The 22,101-nt window shown below is 60.4% G+C and carries 27 protein-coding genes; 10 read left to right on the top strand and 17 right to left on the bottom strand.

Annotated features, from left to right (window positions below):
* Positions 1 to 110: 110 nt before the first annotated feature.
* Positions 111 to 1,202: a Gfo/Idh/MocA family protein gene (locus tag ACMVPR_RS21430; protein WP_416884513.1), complete on the bottom strand. Its 1,092-nt coding sequence runs from the start codon at positions 1,200 to 1,202 to the stop codon at positions 111 to 113.
* A 35-nt stretch (positions 1,203 to 1,237) separates the two neighbouring features.
* Positions 1,238 to 1,939 carry a GntR family transcriptional regulator gene (locus tag ACMVPR_RS21425; protein WP_300586301.1) on the bottom strand — a complete coding sequence of 234 codons (702 nt, stop codon included), beginning with the start codon at positions 1,937 to 1,939 and terminating at the stop codon, positions 1,238 to 1,240.
* An 85-nt stretch (positions 1,940 to 2,024) separates the two neighbouring features.
* Here ACMVPR_RS21425 and ACMVPR_RS21420 point away from each other — a divergent pair, with 85 nt between their 5' ends.
* The 6 genes from ACMVPR_RS21420 to dctP all read left to right on the top strand — a co-directional run bounded on the left by ACMVPR_RS21420 (position 2,025) and on the right by dctP (position 7,809).
* Complete coding sequence (locus ACMVPR_RS21420) at positions 2,025 to 3,179, top strand: LLM class flavin-dependent oxidoreductase (protein WP_416884512.1); 1,155 nt, start codon at positions 2,025 to 2,027, stop codon at positions 3,177 to 3,179.
* Between the two features lie 166 nt (positions 3,180 to 3,345).
* Positions 3,346 to 4,233, top strand: a complete 888-nt coding sequence (locus ACMVPR_RS21415) for an aldo/keto reductase (protein WP_416884511.1) — start codon at positions 3,346 to 3,348, stop codon at positions 4,231 to 4,233.
* An 8-nt stretch (positions 4,234 to 4,241) separates the two neighbouring features.
* On the top strand, positions 4,242 to 4,748 hold the full coding sequence (locus ACMVPR_RS21410; protein ID WP_416884510.1) for a flavin reductase family protein: 507 nt from the start codon (positions 4,242 to 4,244) through the stop codon (positions 4,746 to 4,748).
* 71 nt (positions 4,749 to 4,819) lie between these two features.
* Entirely contained in the window at positions 4,820 to 5,398 is a 579-nt protein-coding gene (locus ACMVPR_RS21405) for a TRAP transporter small permease (protein WP_416884509.1), read from the top strand.
* Between the two features lie 4 nt (positions 5,399 to 5,402).
* On the top strand, positions 5,403 to 6,692 hold the full coding sequence (locus tag ACMVPR_RS21400; RefSeq protein WP_300586291.1) for a TRAP transporter large permease: 1,290 nt from the start codon (positions 5,403 to 5,405) through the stop codon (positions 6,690 to 6,692).
* A gap of 58 nt (positions 6,693 to 6,750) precedes the next feature.
* On the top strand, positions 6,751 to 7,809 hold the full coding sequence (gene dctP, locus ACMVPR_RS21395; protein ID WP_416884508.1) for a TRAP transporter substrate-binding protein DctP: 1,059 nt from the start codon (positions 6,751 to 6,753) through the stop codon (positions 7,807 to 7,809).
* 752 nt (positions 7,810 to 8,561) lie between these two features.
* Here dctP and ACMVPR_RS21390 read toward each other — a convergent pair.
* The 3 genes from ACMVPR_RS21390 to ACMVPR_RS21380 form a co-directional block, all read right to left on the bottom strand.
* Complete coding sequence (locus ACMVPR_RS21390; RefSeq protein ID WP_416884507.1) at positions 8,562 to 9,359, bottom strand: DUF1828 domain-containing protein; 798 nt, start codon at positions 9,357 to 9,359, stop codon at positions 8,562 to 8,564.
* Between the two features lie 8 nt (positions 9,360 to 9,367).
* A complete protein-coding gene (locus tag ACMVPR_RS21385) occupies positions 9,368 to 9,886 on the bottom strand; it encodes a hypothetical protein (protein WP_416884506.1) in 519 nt (172 codons plus the stop codon).
* A gap of 168 nt (positions 9,887 to 10,054) precedes the next feature.
* Positions 10,055 to 10,531 carry a tetratricopeptide repeat protein gene (locus ACMVPR_RS21380; RefSeq protein WP_300586286.1) on the bottom strand — a complete coding sequence of 159 codons (477 nt, stop codon included), beginning with the start codon at positions 10,529 to 10,531 and terminating at the stop codon, positions 10,055 to 10,057.
* Here ACMVPR_RS21380 and ACMVPR_RS21375 point away from each other — a divergent pair.
* Positions 10,517 to 11,824, top strand: a complete 1,308-nt coding sequence (locus ACMVPR_RS21375) for a cytochrome-c peroxidase (protein ID WP_416884505.1) — start codon at positions 10,517 to 10,519, stop codon at positions 11,822 to 11,824. The two genes, ACMVPR_RS21380 and ACMVPR_RS21375, sit on opposite strands and share 15 nt — an antisense overlap.
* 54 nt (positions 11,825 to 11,878) lie before the next feature.
* Positions 11,879 to 12,244, top strand: coding sequence for a cupin domain-containing protein (locus ACMVPR_RS21370; protein WP_416884504.1), 366 nt, complete (start codon positions 11,879 to 11,881; stop codon positions 12,242 to 12,244).
* Between the two features lie 18 nt (positions 12,245 to 12,262).
* Here the strand turns inward: ACMVPR_RS21370 and ACMVPR_RS21365 are convergent, their stop codons facing one another.
* The 12 genes from ACMVPR_RS21365 to ACMVPR_RS21310 form a co-directional block, all read right to left on the bottom strand.
* A complete protein-coding gene (locus ACMVPR_RS21365; protein WP_300586280.1) occupies positions 12,263 to 12,721 on the bottom strand; it encodes an NUDIX hydrolase in 459 nt (152 codons plus the stop codon).
* Positions 12,722 to 12,817: 96 nt separating this feature from the next.
* The gene (gene ureG / locus ACMVPR_RS21360; RefSeq protein ID WP_300586278.1) at positions 12,818 to 13,429 is read right to left on the bottom strand and encodes an urease accessory protein UreG; all 612 of its coding nucleotides are present in this window, start codon (positions 13,427 to 13,429) and stop codon (positions 12,818 to 12,820) included.
* A complete protein-coding gene (locus ACMVPR_RS21355) occupies positions 13,426 to 14,076 on the bottom strand; it encodes an urease accessory protein UreF (RefSeq protein ID WP_416884503.1) in 651 nt (216 codons plus the stop codon). Before ACMVPR_RS21355 ends, ureG begins: the two co-directional genes overlap by 4 nt.
* Complete coding sequence (locus ACMVPR_RS21350) at positions 14,048 to 14,488, bottom strand: urease accessory protein UreE (protein WP_300586273.1); 441 nt, start codon at positions 14,486 to 14,488, stop codon at positions 14,048 to 14,050. Before ACMVPR_RS21350 ends, ACMVPR_RS21355 begins: the two co-directional genes overlap by 29 nt.
* 90 nt (positions 14,489 to 14,578) lie before the next feature.
* Positions 14,579 to 16,339 carry an urease subunit alpha gene (gene ureC / locus ACMVPR_RS21345; protein WP_416884502.1) on the bottom strand — a complete coding sequence of 587 codons (1,761 nt, stop codon included), beginning with the start codon at positions 16,337 to 16,339 and terminating at the stop codon, positions 14,579 to 14,581.
* Position 16,340: 1 nt separating this feature from the next.
* A complete protein-coding gene (locus tag ACMVPR_RS21340; RefSeq protein ID WP_292266954.1) occupies positions 16,341 to 16,655 on the bottom strand; it encodes an antifreeze protein in 315 nt (104 codons plus the stop codon).
* Positions 16,655 to 16,960 carry an urease subunit beta gene (locus ACMVPR_RS21335; protein ID WP_292266957.1) on the bottom strand — a complete coding sequence of 102 codons (306 nt, stop codon included), beginning with the start codon at positions 16,958 to 16,960 and terminating at the stop codon, positions 16,655 to 16,657. The genes ACMVPR_RS21340 and ACMVPR_RS21335 overlap by 1 nt, the downstream gene beginning before the upstream one ends.
* On the bottom strand, positions 16,957 to 17,136 hold the full coding sequence (locus ACMVPR_RS21330; RefSeq protein ID WP_300586266.1) for a hypothetical protein: 180 nt from the start codon (positions 17,134 to 17,136) through the stop codon (positions 16,957 to 16,959). Before ACMVPR_RS21330 ends, ACMVPR_RS21335 begins: the two co-directional genes overlap by 4 nt.
* A 41-nt stretch (positions 17,137 to 17,177) precedes the next feature.
* Positions 17,178 to 17,480, bottom strand: coding sequence for an urease subunit gamma (locus ACMVPR_RS21325; protein ID WP_416884501.1), 303 nt, complete (start codon positions 17,478 to 17,480; stop codon positions 17,178 to 17,180).
* 3 nt (positions 17,481 to 17,483) lie between these two features.
* Positions 17,484 to 18,299 (bottom strand): urease accessory protein UreD, encoded by an 816-nt coding sequence (locus ACMVPR_RS21320; RefSeq protein ID WP_416884500.1) that lies wholly within the window; start codon positions 18,297 to 18,299, stop codon positions 17,484 to 17,486.
* Positions 18,300 to 18,480: 181 nt separating this feature from the next.
* Positions 18,481 to 18,930 (bottom strand): hypothetical protein, encoded by a 450-nt coding sequence (locus ACMVPR_RS21315; protein ID WP_416884499.1) that lies wholly within the window; start codon positions 18,928 to 18,930, stop codon positions 18,481 to 18,483.
* Positions 18,931 to 18,934: 4 nt separating this feature from the next.
* Entirely contained in the window at positions 18,935 to 20,065 is a 1,131-nt protein-coding gene (locus ACMVPR_RS21310) for a lytic murein transglycosylase (protein ID WP_416884498.1), read from the bottom strand.
* A 204-nt stretch (positions 20,066 to 20,269) separates the two neighbouring features.
* Here ACMVPR_RS21310 and ACMVPR_RS21305 point away from each other — a divergent pair, with 204 nt between their 5' ends.
* Together ACMVPR_RS21305 and ACMVPR_RS21300 are read left to right on the top strand one after the other, a co-directional pair.
* The gene (locus tag ACMVPR_RS21305; protein ID WP_416884497.1) at positions 20,270 to 21,253 is read left to right on the top strand and encodes a fatty acid desaturase; all 984 of its coding nucleotides are present in this window, start codon (positions 20,270 to 20,272) and stop codon (positions 21,251 to 21,253) included.
* Complete coding sequence (locus tag ACMVPR_RS21300; RefSeq protein ID WP_416884496.1) at positions 21,250 to 22,092, top strand: sugar phosphate isomerase/epimerase family protein; 843 nt, start codon at positions 21,250 to 21,252, stop codon at positions 22,090 to 22,092. Before ACMVPR_RS21305 ends, ACMVPR_RS21300 begins: the two co-directional genes overlap by 4 nt.
* Positions 22,093 to 22,101: the final 9 nt, after the last annotated feature.

Raw genomic sequence — 22,101 nt, 5'->3', positions numbered from 1 at the left:
AACTTTTGATAGATGAAAAAACCTTTTGGTCAAAGCGGAGATTGTGGCGAAATTTCGTTTTTTTCCCCTTTACGGCAGAGTGTTGCGGGAAAAGCCCGACCTGAATGTGGTCAGATTTCGGTGACAACGCTATGGGATGAGGCGGATTTTTGCGCAGCAATGCCCATCCGAACAGCCCATGCGCCATCTTCTATTGACACCTCAGGCGCCCCCCCATTTCGCACCAGATCAAGGAAGCGTGCATGCTGGTAAAAGGTCGATCCATTGTGGTCACCCGCATCAAGGATGGTCGGATCGACCGGAATATCGACCGCCTGCGGCCCTTTCGGATGGCGCGGAGAGATGATGACCTGCGCCACCGGCGGCTCCCCCAGATGCGTCGGCCAGAACCGGCCCGGACCGGGAACGAAGGCTTCGATCTTGCCGTTCGGACCAACCGCGCTGATCTCTTCCTGGTATTTCGAGCCTTCGGCATACATGCACAATTCCAACATCGCCCGCGCGCCATTGGCGAAATCGACGATCACATACGCGGTGTCCCAGATGTCGGGAACCTCGCCATGATAGGTCTCATTCAGGTGGTTGACCTCCTGGCCCGCGCTCGCGGTCACCCGCACGGGATCGGACCCGAGGATCAGACGCATAAGGTCGAAGAAGTGGCAGCACTTCTCGACCAGCGTGCCGCCCGTGTTCCGGTTGAAGCGGTTCCAGTCGCCAACCTTGTGCAGGAAGGGAAAACGGTGCTCGCGGATGGTGAGCATCTTGACCCCGCCCGTGGCGCGCTGCACCTCTTCGGCAAAGGTCTGGATCGGAGGCATGTAGCGGTATTCCATCGCCACCCAGATCGGCGACGGGTAGCTCGCTGCAATCGCGTCGATGCGCGCGATGTCGGCGGGATCGGTATAAAGCGGCTTTTCCATCAAGAGCGGCAAAGGGTTCAATTCCGCGATCTGCTCCAGCGCGTCGATGTGGCAATGGTTCGGGCTGGCCACCAGCAGACAGTCCAGATCATCGCGCGCCAGCAGATCTTCGATCGATGCCTCAAGCTTCGCATTCACTGCAATCGCCTTGGCCGCCGCCGCCATGATCTCGTCCGGCTCATAGATCGCCGCGACCCGCGCGCCTTCGAGCAACGCGATATTGCGCAGGTGCTCCTGCCCCATCATGCCGCATCCGATGATGCCGTAATTGATGACTTTCATGTTGGTCCTTCAGGTGATGCGCACGCCCGTGCGGCTTAGGTGATGCGCGCGACGTAGCGCGCGACGTCTGTGTTGATCCAGTTCCATGAGGCTTCGGCCGCCTCGCCTTCGGGGCCGTAGCTGACCCGTGTCGCCCGCATGCAGGGCTGACCCGATGCCAGGCCAAAGCTGGCAGGGGCCCAGTCCGGTACGGTGTCGAGATCCAGGCGGTCCACCGCCTTGGTGATCCAGAGACCCAGCGCCTCCCGGTAGTAGAGGTACAGAGACTCGCGCAATGCCACCGTATCGATCCGGTCGACATAGCCGCCATCGAGCCAGATTTCCTCTAGCACCGCTGGCACCCCGTTCAGACGCCGCAAGCGACGAATCCGGTGTCCCTCGGGCATTGTGCCAAAGCGCGGAAAGCCATCAGGCTTGATCAAGCGATCCACCGACAAAAGCTCTGCCGTCGGCAGGCCCCCACCATCAATCAGTTCAACCCGGAAGAACGCATAGACCGATTGCGCGCCGGGCTTGGCCCGAACGTAGTTGCCCGACCCCTGCACCCGCTCAAGCATCCCCTGAGCGGTCAACTCATTCAGCGATTTGCGCAGCGTCCCAACAGAAATGCCAAGACGCGCCGCCATCTCCCGTTCGGGCGGCAGGCGTTCGCCATCAACCAGACGACCAGCCTGAATGTCCCGGATCAGCAATTCGCTGATCTGGACATATTTCGGCAAGGCATGGGTGTCGGACATTTCTCACACCAAAAATTGATACACTATTGATCTACATTTTTGCCAGTGCTACGCAAGAGGAAATCATGCGCCTCGGAGACACCTTATGACCATCGTGCCGATCACCTCCCCAGACCTCGACGCGGTAGAGGTTTCGTGGTTCGCGGCGCTCTGTTCGGATGATTACGAATTCCTCGGTGTGCCCGATGGCAAGCTGCGGTCAAGCTTTGCGCATTGCTCCTCCATCGTGAAAGAGGCCGAGGCGCAAGGGTTCCGCAACATCCTTTGCCCGTCGTCCTATCAGGTCGGTCAAGACACGCTGTCGTTTGTCGCTGGCTGCGCGCCGATCACCGACAAGATCAATATGCTGGCCGCTGTGCGTTGTGGGGAAATGCAGCCGATCATGCTGGCCCGCACGATTGCCACACTCGACCACATGCTCGAAGGGCGGCTGACGGTGAACATCATCTCGTCCGATTTTCCGGGCGAGAAGGAAGACAGCAAACTGCGCTACCAGCGCTCGCGCGAGGTGGTGGAGATCCTCAAACAGGCGTGGACGCAGGGCGAGATCACCTACAAAGGCGATGTCTACAATTTTGAAGGCCTGACCACCGATCCGGCAGTACCCTACCAGACGAACGGCCCGCTTCTGTATTTCGGCGGTTACTCCCCCGATGCGCTGGAACTCTGTGGTCAACATTGCGACGTCTACCTCATGTGGCCCGAGCCGAAAGAGGCGCTGGCGCAGCGGATGAAAGACGTGAACGCGGTGGCCGAGCGCTATGGTCGTACACTGGATTACGGTCTGCGCGTGCATGTCATCGTGCGCGACACCGAGGCCGAGGCCCGCGAATACGCGCAGCATATCGTCAGCAAGCTGGACGACGAACAGGGCAAGACAATCCGCGAACGTGCGCTGGACGCGACCTCGCTTGGCGTGTCGCATCAGGCCAAGAACCGCGAACTCGCGGATATGGAAGGCTTTGTCGAGCCGCATCTCTGGACAGGTGTGGGCCGGGCGCGCTCGGGCTGTGGCGCGGCGCTGGTCGGGTCCACCGATCAGGTGCTGAGCGAATTGGAGCAGTACCAGAAGATGGGAATCCGCGCCTTCATCCTGTCGGGTTATCCGCATCTGGACGAGTGTCGCCACTTCGGCAACCGCGTCTTGCCGCAGCTGAAGACCGTGCAACTCAACCATGCCTATGGGCGTGTGCCAGCGAGCACGCCGATGACGCCTCTGGGTGCCGGGGAGCGTCGCTGATGCCTGTTCACGGTTTACCAGAATTTTATGGAGAGCGCCTAAATTCTTCTACGAAGAATCTAGCCACAGGCCGCAAAGCAAGCCGCAACGCTGGTGTTTACCGAGCAACGGCGTGCGGCATGTCTCAACTCCAAGAACCAAAATCTGCAAACGCACAAGGATGACCATGGACCGCGTAAAACTCAACGACGCCCTCGAAATGAGCCGCCTTGTCTATGGCATGTGGCGGCTGGGTGACGATGCCGACACCAGCGTGGATCACATCCGCAACAAGATCAGTGCCTGTCTCGATCAGGGCATCACGACGATGGATCAGGCGGATATCTATGGTGGCTATGAAGCCGAAGAAATCCTCGGCTCCGCGCTCACACCCGAGTTGCGCAACCAGATCGAGATCGTGACCAAATGCGATATCGTGGCCCCGGTTGGGCGCTATGCAAACGCGCGGGTCAAATACTACGACACGTCGCGCGCGCATATCCTGTCTTCGGTCGACCATTCGCTGCGGCTGATGAAGATCGATCATATCGACCTTCTGTTGATCCACCGCCCCGATCCGCTGATGGATGCCTGCGAAACCGGTGCCGCGTTGGACGAAGTGGTGGCCTCTGGTAAAGTCCGCGCGGTCGGCGTGTCGAATTTCCGCCCCTGGGATTGGGAGCTGTTGCAGTCGTCGATGAAGACCCCGCTGGTCACCAACCAGATCGAAATCAGCCTGCTGCATCACGCGCCCTTCACCAATGGCGATATCGCCTTCCACCAGAAGAACGGACAGCCGCCGATGGCGTGGTCGCCGCTTGGTGGTGGTGCGCTTTTCGAGCCGAAAAACGCCGCTCTGCGCACAGCGCTCAAGACCATTGGCGATGATCGTGGTGTGGACGATGCCGCAGTCGCGGTCGCATGGCTCTTGGCGCATCCGGCCCGCATTCTACCTGTGCTTGGAACAAACAATCTGGACCGCATCAAGCGCATCGGCGATGCTGCCCGGATACAGATCGACCGGGAGACATGGTTTGAGCTTTACACCCACGCCCTTGGCCATGAAGTGGCCTGAGACACGCGATGAACGCCTTGACGCATAGTTTTGATCCCGCACAGGACAACAGCCGCGAGTTTCGCGATGCCCTCGGTCGTTTCGGAACCGGGGTGACAATCATCACCTGCGATGCGGGCGACGGGCCTCTGGGTATCACCGCCAACAGCTTTGCCAGTGTGTCGCTCGACCCGCCTTTGGTGTTGTGGTCGCCTGCGAAATCGTCAAGCCGCTATCCCTTCTTCATGGCTGCCGATCACTTCGCAATCCATGTCGTCGGCGCAGAACAGGCCGGGCTGTGCACCGCCTTTGCGCGCAACGGCGATGCGTTCGACCAGTTCGACTGGGAAACGGGCGATCACAATGTGCCGCTTCTGAACGGCTGTCTGAGCCGGTTCGAATGTACCAAGGTGGCCGAACATGACGGCGGCGACCATTCCATCGTCATCGCCCGCGTGCGCCGGGTGACCACGCGGGAAGGAGACCCGCTTTTGTTTTACAGCGGACGCTACGGAGGATTTACTGCAGCGACATAAACCGCCCCGATAACACAACAAACGGGGCCACCGGCGAGGAGGCCGGTGAGGGACAAGGGAGGAGGCCAGTCATGGCCATTTTGCTTTGGCTTTTGAAGCCATTGGAAGCCGTGCTCGACATCGTATTGCGGATCGGTCGCTGGATTGCGATCGTCGCCATCGGTCTGATGGTCTGCGCGATCCTTCTGCAGGTCTTTTGTCGCTATGTTCTGGGCAACGCCCTGCCCTGGCCCGAGGAAGCCGCCATCTTCCTGATGCTCTGGATGACAGCCGCCATCGCGCCATCGGCCTATCGGCGGGGTGGCTTCGTCGCGCTGGAAATCCTGTCCTCTGCCCTTCCCAAGCGCGGCGCGGCGGTATTGGCACTGCTGCTTCTTCTGATCTCGGGCCTCGTGCTGTATCTCGGCGCTCAGATGGGGCTGACCGAGATGAGTGGCCTTGCGGGCAAATTCAAAAGCGCCTCACTCAAGTATCCCACGCCTGACGGCTGGGTGAAGATGCCGAATTCCTGGCAGATCGGGTCACTGGTGGTCGGGCTCTGGCTGCTCTTCATCGTCAATATCGAATTGATCCTGCGCAATCTCATCACTCTGGCAGGAGGGGAGGATCGCTTGCGGCCTGCTTTCGATGCCGAATTGACGGCGGAGTAAACCAATGCTGGTCTGGTTCCTTCCCCTGTTCCTGCTGTTCCTGATGATCGGCCTGCCGGTGTTCTTCGGCATGCTGGCCGCCCCCGGCATCCTGCTGTGGCTCAACGGCCAGGATCGCGATCTGATCCTTCTCTATCGCAACGTCTATAACGGCATGGCGTCTTTTCCCCTGATGGCGATCCCGTTCTTCATGCTGGCGGGCGAGCTGATGAATCGCGGTGGCATCACCATGCGGCTGGTCGAGTTCTCTCAGGCGATGATGGGCCACTTCCGTGGCGGACTGGCGCATGTGAACGTGCTCAGCTCGATGCTCTTTGCCGGGTTGTCCGGATCCGCCGTGGCCGACACCTCGGCGCTGGGGTCGATGCTGATCCCCGCGATGGAGAAAGAGGGTTACACCCGCAAATTCGCCGCCGCCATCACCGCCGCAAGCTCGGTGATCGGCCCGATCATTCCGCCGTCGGGCATCATGATCATCTACGCCTATGTGATGGGGGAATCCGTCGCTGCCCTGTTCCTTGCGGGCATCATCCCAGGCATCCTCGTCGGTGTCGGCCTGATGATCATGGTCAAGTTCATGGCCGACAAATACGACTTTCCCGCCTCGCGTGCCAAGGCCAGCTGGGGCGAGAGGGGCAATGCCTCGCTCAAGGCGTTCTTCCCGCTGATGACCCCCGTGATCATCCTGGGTGGCATCCTTGGCGGTGTCTTCACCCCAACCGAGGCCGCCGCCGTGGCCGTGGGCTATGCGATCATCGTCGGTATGTTCATCCTGCGCACCCTGACACTCCGCGACCTGCCGGACGTGTTCATGCGCGCCGCGATGACCTCGGCCACGGTGCTGCTTCTGGTGGGGGCCGCGATGGCCTTCAAGACGGTGGTGTCCCTGTCGCACACGCCGGAGATATTGGCAGAATTCGTGCTGAGCCTCAGCGAGAACCCGTTGGTCCTGTTGTTCCTGATCAACCTCCTGCTGTTCGTCGTGGGCATGTTCCTCGACGCGGGCCCCGCGATCATCATCCTTGGACCGATCCTTGGGCCGATCTTCGTGGAAATGGGAGTCGATCCGATCCATTTCGCCATCATCATGTCCGTCAACCTGACGGTTGGTCTGGCGACACCCCCGATGGGCCTTGTGCTTTTTGTCGCATCATCGGTGTCGGGCGAACGGGTCGAGACCATTTCCAAGGCGATCCTGCCCTTCCTTGCCGTAGAAATCGTGGTGATCTTCCTGATCACCTTCATCCCGGAAATATCCATGACCATTCCGCGCCTGACCGGGTTCGCGGACTGACATCTGCGGGTCACATGGCCCGTGTAACCGACCAAGAGAAAGCAACAGGGAGTACACTATGCTCAAAGGTCTTACAAAAGTGGCACTGACGGCGGCCTTGCTCGCCGGAAGCGCAATGACAGCGGCGGCGCAGGATTTCACCATCCGCGCCACGGCCAACTCGAACGAGAACGACGAGGATTATGACGGCCTCGTGGTGTTCAAGAACCACGTCGAAAACGCCTCCAACGGTCGCATCGCGGTGGAACTCTTCATCGGCACGCAGCTTTGCTCGGGCGGCGCTGAGTGCCTTCAGGGTGTGTCCGACGGCTCCATCGATGTCTTCGTGACCACCTCTGGCGGTGCTGCGGGCATCTTCCCCTATGTACAGGTGCTCGACCTGCCGTACCTGATGTCGGATGACCGCGTGGCAGAGCACGTTCTGTCGGGCGATTTCACCCGCACCATGCGCAATATGGCGCTGGAAGACAGCGGCGATACGATCCGCATCATGACCATCGGCAACACCGGCGGCTGGCGCAACTTTGCCAACACGCAGCGCCGTGTGACCCAGCCGTCCGACCTCGAAGGTCTGAAAATCCGCACCGTTGTGGCCGACCTGCCGCAGGAGCTGGTGAAGGTTCTTGGTGCCGCCCCGACCCCGATCAGCTGGCCGGAACTGTTCACCTCGATCCAGACCGGTGTGGTTGACGGCTCCAAGAACGGCATCACCGACATCATGGGCATGAAATTCCCGGATGCAGGCCTCAAGTACCTGACGCTTGACGGTCACGCCTACATGGGCGCGATCTGGGTCATGAACAACGCGAAGTTCATGGACATGCCAGAAGACCTGCGCCGCGTCGTGGTCGATGGGTTCTCTGCGCTCCAGCAGGCAACATTCGCCTCGCCCAAGCGCAAGTCGATCCAGGCCTATGAGGATTTCGTCGCGGGCGGTGGTGACCTCTACGTGCCGACCCCGGAAGAAAAGGCGGCCTTCCGTGATGCCGCAGCACCCGTGTTCGACTGGTTCCAGGCGAATGTCGATGGCGGCCCGGAGATTTTCGAGGCGCTGATGAAAGCTGTGGCCGAAGCCGAAGCTGATCTGGCGGCAGAGTACGAAGCCGACCTGAACTGATTTGGTTCGGAATGCACGATTGGGCCTCGGAGGACACTCCGGGGCCTTTTTTCGTTGGCACTTTGGTGGAGGTGTGCCGGGCAAATGCCCGGCCTACGGGTGCGGTTTCGGTCAGGACTCATGCCACCGGTGTGATCTGGTGTAGGCCGGGCATCTGCCGGGCATGCCAAACCGTCATCCTCGGGCCTGACCCGAGGATCTCTGTGACACGTCTGTTGTCATCCTCGGGCGAAGTCCCGAGGATCTCTTCGGTCTGAGGTCCTCGGGTCTTCGCCCGAAGATGACGGTGTAAACGAGAAGAAGCGGCGCCGCCCCATGGGCCTGACGGTTCTCTCAACATCCCCGAGTTCAACGGGCGACCTGTACTTGGGGGAGACCCAAGCCTGTACGGAAACCGGTCTCTCATGGTCAGCCTTCCGGCATGTGAGAGGGTGTCAGTTCTGTGTGTCGCGGCATGGGAGTGACCCTTCCCGCTCAAAGCGCTTTGTGGGCGGGGGTATGCGGGAGGGTTGGTTAACGGGTTGGAAATGGGGCGTTCGGTGGAGAGCCGCGCATCGACGACGCGCTTTCGATGTCGGGAGGAAAGTGCCTAACCTATCGACAGGTTGACCCAAGACTCGTCGGAGTTACTCAATTTGGTTGCAGCACTGTTTGAAGTTTGATCATCGTCAGATTGACCCGTGAATGAAGTTGAGCCTGCCATGTGGGGCTCAGCTTCATTCACGAATTTTCTGTCTGTGTTTTAAAACTCTTCAGTGGAGACGATCATTTCCCACTTCCACTTCTTTCAGTATTCGCCCTAGCGCAGCAGCCTCATCACCACGCCAATTTGGCATTGCATCCAAGCGATTGGATGCCTTAGCCCGCGTTTTTTGGCTGCCAGTTGTGTCTGTTTCCAGCAGCGCTACCACTGACAAAGGCTGCTTAGCCTCGTAGTCAGCAACCATGCGTAAGTGCATAGCTTGCCAAAGCTTTTCGTTACCGTTTACCACGAAGAGTGCCACTGGCCTACTAACACCATCTTTGCGCAGAACATAATCTGGGACTACTTCACCGAGTTTATCACTTACCGGCTGATCTGCCTGTACGGTAAGACCTGCCACATTGAGGTCATTCAACCTGTTCGCGACATCTTCGAGAAACGTATTTCTGACACGCTCTTTGGTAAAAAGGTACATGTCTTGAAGCCTTAGCAGCATCGCCATGAAATCTAACGACTTCCTTTCAATGTCCTGTGACCTGACCCCAGACATGTGCAATTCGCCCGTTTCTTCGTCGTAAGAGCCCCCATAAGCAGATAAGATCTCGTTAAACGACTCTAATCGTTGCTTGGAGTCCAACCCGGCTCCTTCGCTTTCGAAACGCTCAACCGTAAGCGCGTTATCAACAATTTTGAACTCCCTAGCGTCTCCTCGATTCAAAACATAAAAACCAAGTTGGTCGCCGCTCACAGAGTCAGCAAACGGCGTCGAAACACCAAACCCGCCCTCGAATGGGTGAACCGAGACTTCCGAGCAGAATGCTTCACATATGCGTTTTTGGAGGTTCATTTGCGCCTTCAAATACTCCAAGAGGTTTGATGCTTGAACCCAAACCATTTCGCAGCGATGTCTAATGCCATGTTATCATTCATGGATTCTTCACTCAATGAAAATCCATCAAGGTACTGATTGCGACGGTGATGGCTTCTTGCATCAGGCAAACGTCGCTGACCATGTGGTTTCATGACGCCTGCTTCAACCTCAGCTCCGTCCTTGCACACGGCGTGAATATGCCATCCTACGATTGGATGCGCAGCATGATACTCCAGTCTCGCAAGAACCTTCGTATCGGCCCCATCACACTCGCCCAGAACGGCTTGGTACTCAGGAACGTCCTTGTGATACGCAACCATGATCCGGTACGAAGACCCCGAAACATCAAATCCAACAGTCGTCCATCGCCATTTTCGAGTTAACGGAAATCGCCCACCAGCCTTGCAAGACAATGGGTAGTCCTTGCGCTTTGGTTTTTCGTCAGTCCAAGCCGACACAAACACATTCTTTTTTTCGCGCGAAATAATCTCGCTTAGAATCATGAAGCTTCCCGCAAAAGTATTAAGGTAGAGCAAACAGGTGCTTCATGGTTGTGTCAACAATACTGATCAATTATGCAATCGTGCCTCGAAGGCGCTTCGCCGCATTTTCGAAAATGCGATCAGTGCCACACTCCTGCCACTCGCCCCTGTTAACCACATCCGCAACACTCACCGAAACGGGTAGAGCCAGACCCTGTAGTCATCCACGAGCTGTTGCGCATGTTCGATCTGATCCGGCGTCATTTTCTTGACCACCTCCTCGACCGAAATGGCCGCGTCGGGGTCTCCGCCGATGGTGCTGAGCTGGTACCACAGGAAGGCGCGAACGAGGTCCGGGGCGGGCAGGCCAAGGCCGGTTTCATAGTACCAGCCGACGCCCGATTGCGCGCCTGCATGGCCCTTCATGGCAGAGCGCAGATACCAGTCGAAGGCGCGGACATAGTCCTGATCGACGCCCAGACCCAGCGCGTACATGACGCCGATCAGTTCCTCGGCCTCGGCATTGCCCGACCGCGCGGCGGGCCAGAGCGCGTCATAGGCCTCTTCAAAGCGGCCCTCTTCCATCAGGTCGCGGGCATCTTCGATATCCGCAAGAACCGGGGTCGCCAGCAGGCAACAGGCAAACATCCAATGGGTCAGCTTCATCTTGGTTTGCTCGTCTCTTTGTCTCTGGCCGCACCTGCCGTAGCCCAACCGATCAGCGCCGAAGATTTCATCGCCTTCGATGCCGATCAGGCGCGGCTGGGTCAACTCCTTTTCTACGACAAGATTCTGAGCGGGAACAAGAACATCTCCTGCGGCACATGCCACCATCACGACCTTGGCGGGACCGATGGTCTCTCGCTTGGGATTGGTGAGGGCGGCGTCGGTCTTGGGCCCAAGCGGACGCCCGGCGACGGGGCGGATCGCATCCGCAAACGCATCCCGCGCAACGCGCCTGCGCTGTGGAATCTTGGGCACAAAGACGTGCGGGTGCTGTTCCATGACGGGCGGCTGGAAATTTCGGACATCTACGGCAACGGATATGACAGCCCCGCCGAGGAATGGCTGCCGCAGGGTTTGGAGACGATCCTTGCAGCACAAGCACTCTTCCCGATGACGGCGCAGTTCGAAATGGCCGGGAATACCGGCGAGAACGAGGTGATTGGCGCGGTCACCGACCGGATCGATCTTGGTTGGCCGATCCTGGCCAAACGGGTGCGCACTATCCCGGAATATGGCGAGATGTTCGTTCAGGCGTTCGACCATATCGACCGGCCCGAGGACGTGACCATCGTCGAGATCGGCAATGCGCTGGCGGCCTTCATCGGCACCGAATGGGCGAACTACGACAGCCCCTATGATGCGTTCCTGACAGATGGAACACCGTTGCCCGAAGCGGCCGAGCGCGGGCGTCAGTTGTTTTTTGGCGAGGCGCGCTGTGCCCAGTGTCACAACGGCCCGCTGCTGACGGATCAGGACTTTCACGCGATGGCCCTGCCGCCGTTTGGCCCCGGACGCACGCGGCAATGGGACCCGATCCCGCGCGACGTGGGACGCATGGGGGCGACCGATGATCTGGAGGATGCCTATCGGTTCCGGACGCCCCCGTTGCGCAATGTCACCCTGACCGCGCCTTATGGTCATAACGGAGCCTATGCCAACCTGCGCGACATGGTGCGGCACATGGCCGATCCGGTGTCGATGCGCGCAGACTGGACACCGACGCGGGCGGCGCTGCCAGAGGTGCCGTGGTTGCAGCAGATCGACTTTGTCATTCAATCCGATCGTCTGGAAATGGAGCGTCACGCAGCCACCCTTGACGTGCGACCGGTCTCACTGACCGAGCCACAGGTGGATGATCTCGTGGCGTTCCTCGAGAGCCTGACCGGGGTAAGCGCGATGGAGCGCCCTCTTGGACGGCCAGATCGGGTTCCCAGCGGCTTGCCGGTTGATTGACTGGACGGCATGCAGCTCTGTAACCTTGTGCCTATCGAGAACAGGAGCGCGACCATGCATGTTCACCTGCTTTACGCGGATGAGGCGGGCGAGAGCCACTGGAGCGACCAGCCGGTGTCTTTGGAGGAACGGAGTTTTGCACCGCCGGCCAAAGCCATCGAAATCTCGGAGCCGGAGGCCGCAACCCACAGTTTGTTCCTGAGGCTGCGGGCGGGTTGGGATGAACCGATCCACCCCACTCCAGTGCGCCAGACCCTTATCTGCCTTCGGGGAGAGGTCGAGGTCACGGCCAGCGACGGGGAGAAACGGCGGATCAGATCCGGCGATGTCTGGCGTATGGAAGACCGACACGGCAAAGGTCACCATACACGCGTGACCAGCGCCGAAGATTTCGAATGTGTGATCGTTCAATACGACTGATCTGACGCGCCCAGCCGATCACGATGCCTTGAGAAACTCGCGGATAACAGGCTGTTTCGACGGTTTCTTCGCAAGGCTTTTGAGCAGTTTTGCCAGCTTGCGTTCGTTCACCCGTTTGGCGGCGCTCTTGGGGGTGAACCAGCGGCGTTTGCGCTGATGCCGCTCTTTCCAGTTCCGTTCCAGCCGCTCAACAACCATCGGATAGACATCGACCTCGCATTTGAGGTTTGACCCGTCTGCCAGCTTTTTCTTGTAGGTGTACGAACCGATCACCTCGGTCCCGATATAGCCAACCGCGCCCGCCTCTTCGAGCGCTTCGATCTCTGCGGCATGCCAGGGTTTCTTGCCGTCCATCGTCCAGCCCTTGGGCATGATCCATCTTCCGGTATCGCGCGACGTGACCATGAGAACCTGAAAGGTCCCATCCTCTTTCCACCTTATAGGCAGAGCCGCGATTTGTTTTCCGGATTCCGGCATGAGCCTGACACTATGGGTTGTTGCTCTGGCAAGGTTACACACAAAATGATCGAAAGTATACGTTGGTAAAGTCAAGATAGTATGACATCAATCGGCTTAAAGCCCAGTCATTTTCTTCAAATGCCCCAGAACTTCGTCGACGCCCTGATCATGGCGGATGGCAGCAAAGACAAAGGGACGACCTTCCCGCATCTTTGTGGCGTCGCGGTCCATCACGTCGAGCGACGCGCCGACATAGGGCGCAAGGTCGGTTTTGTTGATCACAAGGATGTCCGACCGGGTCAGCGCGGGCCCGCCTTTTCGGGGGATTTCCTCACCCGCCGCCACGTCGATCACATAGAGCGTCACATCGGCCAGTTCCGGGCTGAAGGTGGCCGATAGGTTGTCGCCACCGGATTCGATCAGCACCACTTCGACATCGGGATGACGCCGCACCATCTCGGCCACGGCGGCGAGGTTGATCGACGCGTCCTCGCGGATCGCGGTGTGCGGGCAACCGCCGGTTTCGACCCCGATCACCCGGTCCTGCGGCAGGATCTGCATCCGCATCAGCGCCTCGGCGTCTTCCTGCGTGTAGATGTCATTTGTGATCACACCCACCGAATGGGTGTCCTTGAGCCGCTTCGCCAGCGCTGCGGTGAGAGAAGTCTTACCCGCACCAACCGGGCCACCGATGCCAACACGAAGGGGTCCATTGCGGGTGCTCATGTGCGGAAAATCCTTGGGCTGAGGGTTTCGTGACGCATCGCGGCGATATCGGCAGCAAAGCTCTGGCTGGTCAGATCGTCAAGCGATTGGGTTTCGGTCAGCGCGGCAATCTCTGAACAGAGCGGCGACAGCGCGGCGACGACCCTTTGTGCCTCCGTCTGACCCAGCGCCATCAGGCGTTGGCAGGCGGCGACCACGGCGGCGACCCAGGCGTGCAGGTACATCTGCACTGCCATGGTGAGGGGCAGATCAAGCTGCCTGATGCCGACACCAAGTGCCACCGGGTAGGTGAGGTTTGTCACGTCGATCCCCCAATTGGAACGGAGCTGGTCGCAGAAGGCAGCGCCCTGTGCGTCGATCTCCAAAAGTCGTTCCCGGCTGGGACAGAAGGCGCGCGCGGTCTGGTCCACGTCCCATGGGTCCGCGCCGCTGGCGGCAGCCCGGATCAGGATGGCGTCGCTCACACCGTTACCGTCGCGCAGCATGTCCGACAGCCAGTCCTCCACATTGGTGGGTGTCACCACCTTGTCGGCAATCGCCTGTTCCAAACCGCTCGAATAGGCGAAGGCCCCGATCGGAAAGCCGGGTGAAAGCCATTGTGCCAGCGTCAGGATCGGGTCAGTGGGCGTGCGAATGGGTCCGTCCATGGCCGTAGGCTCCTCCTTCCGGGGTGAAAGGTTCGACGCGTTCCGTCACCATCGCACCAAGCTTGCCCAGCATGTCGCGGATCACGTGATCGGGCTGGATCAGCAGGCGGGTTGCCTCGACCTGACACGGCGTGTGGCGGTTGCCGATGTGCCAGGCGAGCCGCACGAGGTTGTCGCCGGTGATTTCCAAAAGCGGTTCGGGGGCCGCGACCACTTCGATCTCGCGCCCATCCTCAAGCTTGATTGCACCGCCATGGTCGAGCGAGGTGGTCTGTTCGAGGTCCAGCAGGAATTCGAGACCGCCATCGGTTGTGAGGACACGCCGCCGCAGGAACCGGGACTCGTAGCTGAGAGAGATACGGTCAGCGGGCGTGCCGTGGGTGTGGTTGTGATAGTGTGAGGCTGTGAGCATGTCGAACTTCTCAGTTTAGCGATGTGACGCGACCGAACGGGTGGGCGCGTCACGTCGCTTTGCGACGTGAATGGATTTGGAAGGCGCTTATCAAAACAGGAAATAGCGCTGTGCCATCGGTAGAACCTCTGCCGGTTCACACACCAGCAACTCCCCATCCGCCCGCACCTCGTAGGTTTCGGGGTTCACCTCCACCTTGGGCGTAGCGGTGTTCAGCTTGAGATCCGACTTGCCGATCCCGCGCGTGTTCTGCACTGCGAGCGTCTTTTTTGCGATCCCCAGCTTCTCGGCAATACCATCGGCCTGCGCGGCCTCGGACACGAAGATCACGGCAGAGTTTTCAACGCTGCGCCCATAGGCGCCCCACATGGGCCGCGTGTAGACCGGCTGCGGCGTCGGGATCGACGCGTTGGGGTCGCCCATCTGCGCACAGGCAATTGTACCGCCGATCAATACCATCTCGGGCTTCACGCCAAAGAAGGCCGGATGCCACAGCACCAGATCGGCGCGCTTGCCTTCCTCGATGCTGCCGATCTCGCGGCTGATGCCATGCGCGATGGCCGGGTTGATGGTGTATTTCGCCACGTATCGGCGCACACGCATGTTGTCGTTGTCACCGGTTTCCTCGGCCAGCTTGCCGCGCTGCTTCTTCATCTTGTCGGCGGTCTGCCAGGTGCGAATGATCACCTCGCCCACACGGCCCATTGCCTGACTGTCAGACGCGATGATCGAAAACGCGCCCATGTCGTGCAGGATATCTTCGGCCGCGATGGTCTCGCGCCGGATGCGACTTTCGGCGAAGGCGATGTCTTCGGGGATCGACTTGTCGAGGTGGTGACAGACCATGAGCATGTCGAGATGCTCTTCCAGCGTGTTCACCGTGAAAGGCCGCGTCGGGTTGGTCGAGGATGGGAGCACATGCTCCTCGCCGCAGATCTTGATGATGTCCGGCGCGTGGCCGCCGCCCGCCCCTTCGGTGTGGAAGGCGTGGATCGTGCGACCCTTCATGGCTTTGACGGTGTGCTCGACAAAGCCGCTTTCGTTGAGCGTGTCGGTGTGGATCATCACCTGCACATCCATCGCGTCGGCCACAGAGAGGCAGCAGTCGATGGCACCGGGGGTGGTGCCCCAATCCTCGTGCAGTTTCAAAGCACAGGCACCCGCCTTGACCTGCTCTTCCAAGGCGGCAGGCAGAGAGGCATTGCCCTTGCCGGCGAAGGCGAGGTTCATCGGGAACGCATCCGCCGCCTGCATCATCCGTCCGATATGCCACGGGCCCGGCGTGCAGGTGGTGGCCAAGGTACCATGCGCGGGCCCGGTGCCGCCGCCCAGCATGGTCGTTAGGCCGGAATGCAACGCGTCCTCGATCTGCTGCGGGCAGATATAGTGGATGTGGCTGTCGAACCCGCCTGCGGTCAGGATTCGGCCCTCACCCGCGATGGCCTCGGTGCCCGGTCCGACGATGATGTTCACGCCCGGCTGAGTGTCCGGGTTGCCCGCCTTGCCGATCTTGTAGATGCGCCCATCGCGCAGGCCCACATCGGCCTTGTAGATGCCGGTATAGTCCACGATCAGCGCGTTGGTGATGACCGTATCCACAGCCCCTTCGGCGCGGGTGACCTGCGACTGGCCCATCCCGTCGCGGATCACCTTGCCGCCGCCGAACTTGACCTCTTCGCCGTAGACCAACGCATTTGCGCCGCTGCCCCCGGCTGTTGCCGCGCCAACGGCCTCGGCGGTCAGGTCGCGCTCGACCTCGATGATCAGGTCGGTATCGGCCAGCCGCAGCTTGTCGCCCACGGTGGGGCCGAACATGGCGGCGTAATCGGCGCGTTTGATCTGTGCTGGCATATCAGGCCCTCTTCAATCCACGTTTCGTCAGGCGTTTGTGATTGGCACGCGTTGCCTGCCGGATCGGTTTGATCGCCAGTGCGGCGACCACGTCCGGGCTTTTGCCGGTCATCGCGGCGAGCGACGCATCGGTCGAGCCTTTGACAAAGGCAAAGACCTTTTCATTGAGCATCCGGCTGTTCTCGGTCTTCGGGACCGACCAAAAGCCCAATGCCCCCATCACCCGCATGGCGATAACGCCCTGCGCTTCGGCCATGACCCAGCCCATTTGCATGGCGTTGGCCCAGTAATCCATCGGGGTGACGATGCGTGGCATCAGAGGTCTCCCATGACCTGTTGGTTGAAGCCGACGACCCGGCGCGCGCCGGAGAGCGGGATCAATTGCACCTCGCGGCGCTGGCCCGGTTCAAACCGCACGGCGGTGCCCGGCGCAATGTCGAGCCGGTGGCCGCGGGCTGCGTCCCGATCAAAGTCGAGCGCGGGGTTGGTTTCTGCGAAATGGTAATGGCTGCCCACCTGCACCGGACGGTCGCCCGTGTTGGCCACCATCAGCGTGATCGCCGGGCGGTCGGGGTTCAGGGTCAGCGACCCTTCCGCCGGAAACAGCTCACCGGGGATCATTTGCGATTCCGGATTTTGCCGAAGGCCAAACCGCCGGCGACCGCGATCAGACCCAGAGCGCTGACCAGCGCCAGCCAATGTGCGCCATCATGCGGGTGCACATGCGCGCCGGGATGGGCCAGTGCGGAAGTCGCCCAAACCATAGACGCAACTGCCAAAGCAAGACCGTTTTTCATCTCGAAACCCTTTCGCTTCTTCTCTTTTCAAATACGCACATTCAACGGATCGGGTTGTGCACCGTCACCAGTTTGGTGCCGTCCGGAAACGTCGCTTCCACCTGCACCTCGTGGATCATCTCGGGCACGCCTTCCATGCACTGATCCCGCGTGATCACCCGCGCACCGGCCTGCATCATGTCGGCCACGCTGCGCCCGTCGCGCGCGCCTTCGACCACCGCGTCGGTGATCAGCGCAATGGCTTCGGGATGGTTCAGCTTTACACCGCGTTCGAGGCGTTTGCGGGCCACGATGGCCGCCATGGCGACCAGCAGCTTGTCTTTTTCACGGGGGGTCAGGTTCATACGTCAAAGTCTCCAGGATCGCGGCAGGGCGTCACCGCTCAGCCGATCAAGAACAGGAATGAGGGTGCGGCGCAGGTCGTAACCGTCTTTGGCCAAGGCCCGCAGAACAAGCACACCGTTCTGCACCAGCGACACGCCTGCGGTCGGCGGCAGCATCGCACGGATCGGGTCAAGATGCGCCTCGGCCTCGGGGGCGGCAAAGACCATGAGCGCCATCGCGCGGGCGCCACCGCCCAAAGCAGGTTTGTCGAGGAGTCCGGTGATGTCGCCGTTCAGCGTGCTTGCATCGCGGAACACCAAATCCCCGTCGCGTTCGAGCGTCAGGCTGTCGGCAAAGCGGGCTTGTGTGACCACTTCACCCATCGCAAGACGGCCAAAGATCACAGGTTCCACCACGAGAACGCGCGCATCAGAGGCCATCTTGATGGTCAGGGACCGACGCAGCGCGCCGTTCTGAAACAGGATGGTTTCCTGCGGCAACCAATCAACGCGTCCACCGGCCTCGACCGTCACGATGTTGCGCACCCGCGCGGTGGTGTCGTCGGCGGTGCGATACACCCGTTCGGCGGCCTGAGTGGTCAGGCGCAACCGCGCACCCGTTTGTGCGGTTGCTGCGATGGACAGGGTGTCGCCCCCTGTCAGCCCACCGGAGGTATTCAGGATCACGCCTTCGACCGCATCCCGCGCCGGGGTCATCAGGATCTTGGCAGACCCGGTCTGGTGCAGATCGGCAAGCGCCGACACCCCATCTGTCCGCAGTTTGGCGGCGATGTGCAGCTTGCCATGGGATCGCGGCGGCAAGGTGGTGAGGGCGGTCAAATGAGTCATTCTGCCGAAACGCTAACAATCCGTCGCGACGGAGTTCCAATGCATTTCGTGGACGTGCATCAAAACTGGCGTGATGCCCTGCAGAAAGCAGCCCATGCCGAAACGTATCGCACAATAAATGGGCATTCATCAGAAGAACGCATTTCATTTGGGCAAAATTGAATTTGCGAAATCAGGACTCTGGCGCACATTCAGGCAGTTGGTTCAACAGCATGTCACGCGATGGGCGCATGCCCTCAGGCAAGTCCTGCAACACCTCGTCCACAACTTCGGCGCTGAGGGCGGTCACCTCACAGGAATAGTCGGCAAAACTGCCTTCGGGATTGTCGGCCTGCCAATCGCGGTAATCCTGCGCCTCGAAGGCGACAGCCGCCCCTGCACCGACCACGGGAATAGCCACAAGCATACGGCGCAACCGCGCCTTGGCCTTGGCTTTTGCAACGGCCTTGGCCAGAGCCTTGCGATGCTGCACTGCCGCCGCAGACGCGCTGGCCGTGACTGTGGCAACCTGCGCTGACAGGGTCAGGGCTTGCAGGCCCAAAGCCACGGTACTGACCAGCAATGCGCCGCAGAGCCACATCAGCACGATTGTCGTGCGCAGCCATCTGAACAGCCGGAACACCGAACTAGCGCAGGCTTTGCAGCAAGGCTTGGGATGGCGTGCCAGTGACCGGCAATCCACGGCTGGCCTGATAGGCGCGGATCGCGGTTTCAGTGTTGGCCCCGATCACCCCGTCCGCGCCCTGGGTATCAAACCCACGCGCGGTCAGGCGCTGTTGCAGAGCGATCCGGTCCGATTTGGTCAACCCATTGGCATCCGGCGGGAACGGCGTGCGCAGCGGGCCAGCACCACCAATCCGGTCAGACAGGTGGCCGACCCCAATCGCGTAGGCGTCAGAGTTGTTGTAGCGCTTGATCACCCGGAAATTCGCCGTGGTGGCAAAGCGCGGCCCGCCCGGTTGCGGCTGAAGCGAACCATTGGGGGATTCAGCCCCCCAGCCAACGCCCCGCTGCCACCCGTTGCGTTGCAGGTAAGCGGCAGCAGACGCCAGCGCATCGCTGGGATCGTCAGACCAGATGTCGCGCCGCCCGTCGCCGGTGTAGTCCACCGCAAATTGCAGGAACGATGTCGGGATGAACTGCGTGTGCCCCATGGCACCAGCCCAGCTTCCCGTCATGCGGGACGCCGGAATATCGCCGTTCTGGATGATCCGCAGCGCAGCGATAAGCTGCTGTTCGAAAAACCGACCGCGCCGCCCGTCGAAGGCCAGCGTGGAGGTGGCCGAGATCACCGGCACCTCTCCGCGCCGTTCGCCGTAAAAGCTTTCGAGACCCCAGATCGCACAGATGATCTTTGCATCGACACCATACCGGCCTTCGAGGGCGTTCAGCGTGCCTCGGTGGCGGGCAAAGGCGGCACGCCCCTTTTGCACCCGTTCGTCCGAGGCCGCGATGGCCAGATAGTCTTCGAGACTGCGGCTGAATTCGGTCTGGTTGCGGTCGCGCGTCACGACGCCGGGCAAATAGCCGGTGCCGCGAAACGCCGCGTCCAAGGTGGATTGGGATATCCCCTGCGCTGCAGCCCGGCTCCGGAACGCCGCAACCCACGCGTCATAGGCCGCGTTCGGCACGGGGCGCAGATCGGCGGGAAGACCTGTGGGGGCTTGAGTGCTCACACGCGCCGGGACGGCACGCGAACACGCAGAAAGGCCAAGGCTAAAAAGCCCCAGCCCGAATAGGCGTCGATTTATCTGCATCGGTCTGCTCACCTCATGATGCGTTTTGCGGCCATTGTGAAGCCAAGTCGCCCGTCACACAATGGGGCGTTGCACAAGCTTCGCTTTTGCGCGGATGCCCGCAAACCCGGCACCCCGCAGCAGAGCAAGAGGCCCGCCGCATCACCGGACTTTTCTTTTTCCCGAATCCCGGCCAGTCTGGCGCAAAGTCATCAGGAGGGACCGATGGAAGCCAGTTTTTCGCGCCGCAAACTGCTGACACCGGCGGAACTTCGGAGCCTGACAGAGCGCTCTGACCTGCAAGGCGCGCTCCAGATGGCAAGCCATGTGGGCGCGATCCTCATCGTCGGCGTTCTGCACGCCCAAGCCATGGGCACGGGTTGGGTCTGGGTCACAGGATTCGCGCTGGGGGTGCTGATCAACTTCCTTTACGCCGCGCAGCACGAATTGAGCCATGCCACCGTGTTCAAGACGCGGGTGCTGAACGAGGTGTTTGGCCGGATCATCGGCTTCATCCAGATTTTCCCGCGCGACTATGACCAGATTATGCATTTCGCCCATCACCAATACACGCAGGATTGGGAACGCGACGGCGAGCTGGTCCGCGAACCCTACACGCTGACCACCTACCTGCTTTGGCTGTCGGGCATCACTTATTGGCGCAACCGGGTGTTCGGCGTCGTGCGCCGGGCGCGTGGTGTGATCGTGGAACCGTTCATCCGGCCCGAGGAAGAGACCAAGGTCATCCGCGAAAGCCGCATTCATCTTGGGCTTTATGTGGGGATTGCTTTGGTGTCGCTTGTGACAGGAAGCTGGGCCGCTCTGTCGTTCTGGATTCTGCCCATGGTCCTGACCAAACCGGTGCACCAGTTGCAGAACACCATCGAACATCTGGGCCTTTCCCACGAGAACGACATTCTGGAAAACACCCGCTCGACCCGCACCAACGCCTTCTTCCGCTGGCTCTGCTGGCAGATGCCCTACCACACCGCACATCACACCTTTCCCGCCGTGCCCTTCTGGAAGCTGCGCGAGCTGAACGACAAGATCGAAGGTGCGGCTGGCGAGTTGCATCGCATGGGCTGGATCGAGTTCCAGATAGAAGTCGTCAAGAAGCTGATGGCCAAGGATGAAAGCCAATACCCGATGAACGAGGTCTGGATCGTGCCCATGTCGGGCGGCCGCACCCGCCGGGTGCCTGCGGAGTGAGGCGGCTTCAGGTCTACACCTCGCTTTGGGCGATGCAGCCGCATGACCAGACCGGGGTGAAGCTGCCCTTTGATCAGGTCTGCGAGATGGTCGCCGAAGCCGGGTTTGACGGGATGGCGATTGATCTGGGCGCCTCGGATGTGGAAGTCGCCCACGCGGTACGCCCGCATATGGAGGCCAACGGCCTGACGCCGCTGATCGTGGCGTTTCCGAAGACCATTGAAAGCCTTGAGGACACGCTGCACATGGCCGTCGATTTCGGCGCGCCGTTTGTGGATGTGATCGGTCAGGTGATGCCGATTGCCTTGGACGATATGATCCCGGTGATCGAAACCTGGATGGCGATGTCGGATCGCATCCGAATGCCGATCCAGTTCGAAACCCACCGCAACTGCATCACCAACGACCTCTACACAACGCTGCAACTGCTCGACCGCATCCCCGAGATGCGGATTTGCGCGGACCTGTCGCATTACGTGGTGGACCGGGAATTCTGGTTTCCGCTGTCAGAGCATGACCTTGGGCTGATCTCCCGCATCCTGAAACGCTCGGACAGTTTTCAGGGCCGTGTGGCCAGCCGCCAGCAGATCCAGTTGCAACTGGATTTCCCGCAGCACCAGAAATGGGTGGACCTCTTCAAAAGCTGGTGGCGCGAGGGCATGGCCGACTGGCGCGCGCGCAATGCGTCGGGGGACTGCATCTTCGTCTGTGAGCTTGGCCCGCCGGAATATGCGATGACCGGACCGGACGGGCGCGAGATGTCGAACCGCTGGGACGAAGCGCAGGTGATCCAATGCTGGGTGCGCGAGATTTGGGACGATTTGGGCGGCGACGCCTGACCGGGCGAA

The sequence above is a fragment of the Marivita sp. genome, from assembly GCF_048006345.1.
In the GTDB taxonomy this organism is placed as follows: domain Bacteria; phylum Pseudomonadota; class Alphaproteobacteria; order Rhodobacterales; family Rhodobacteraceae; genus Marivita.
Note: the sequence above shows the minus strand (reverse complement) of the source record. Positions and strands in the feature narration are given on the sequence as shown.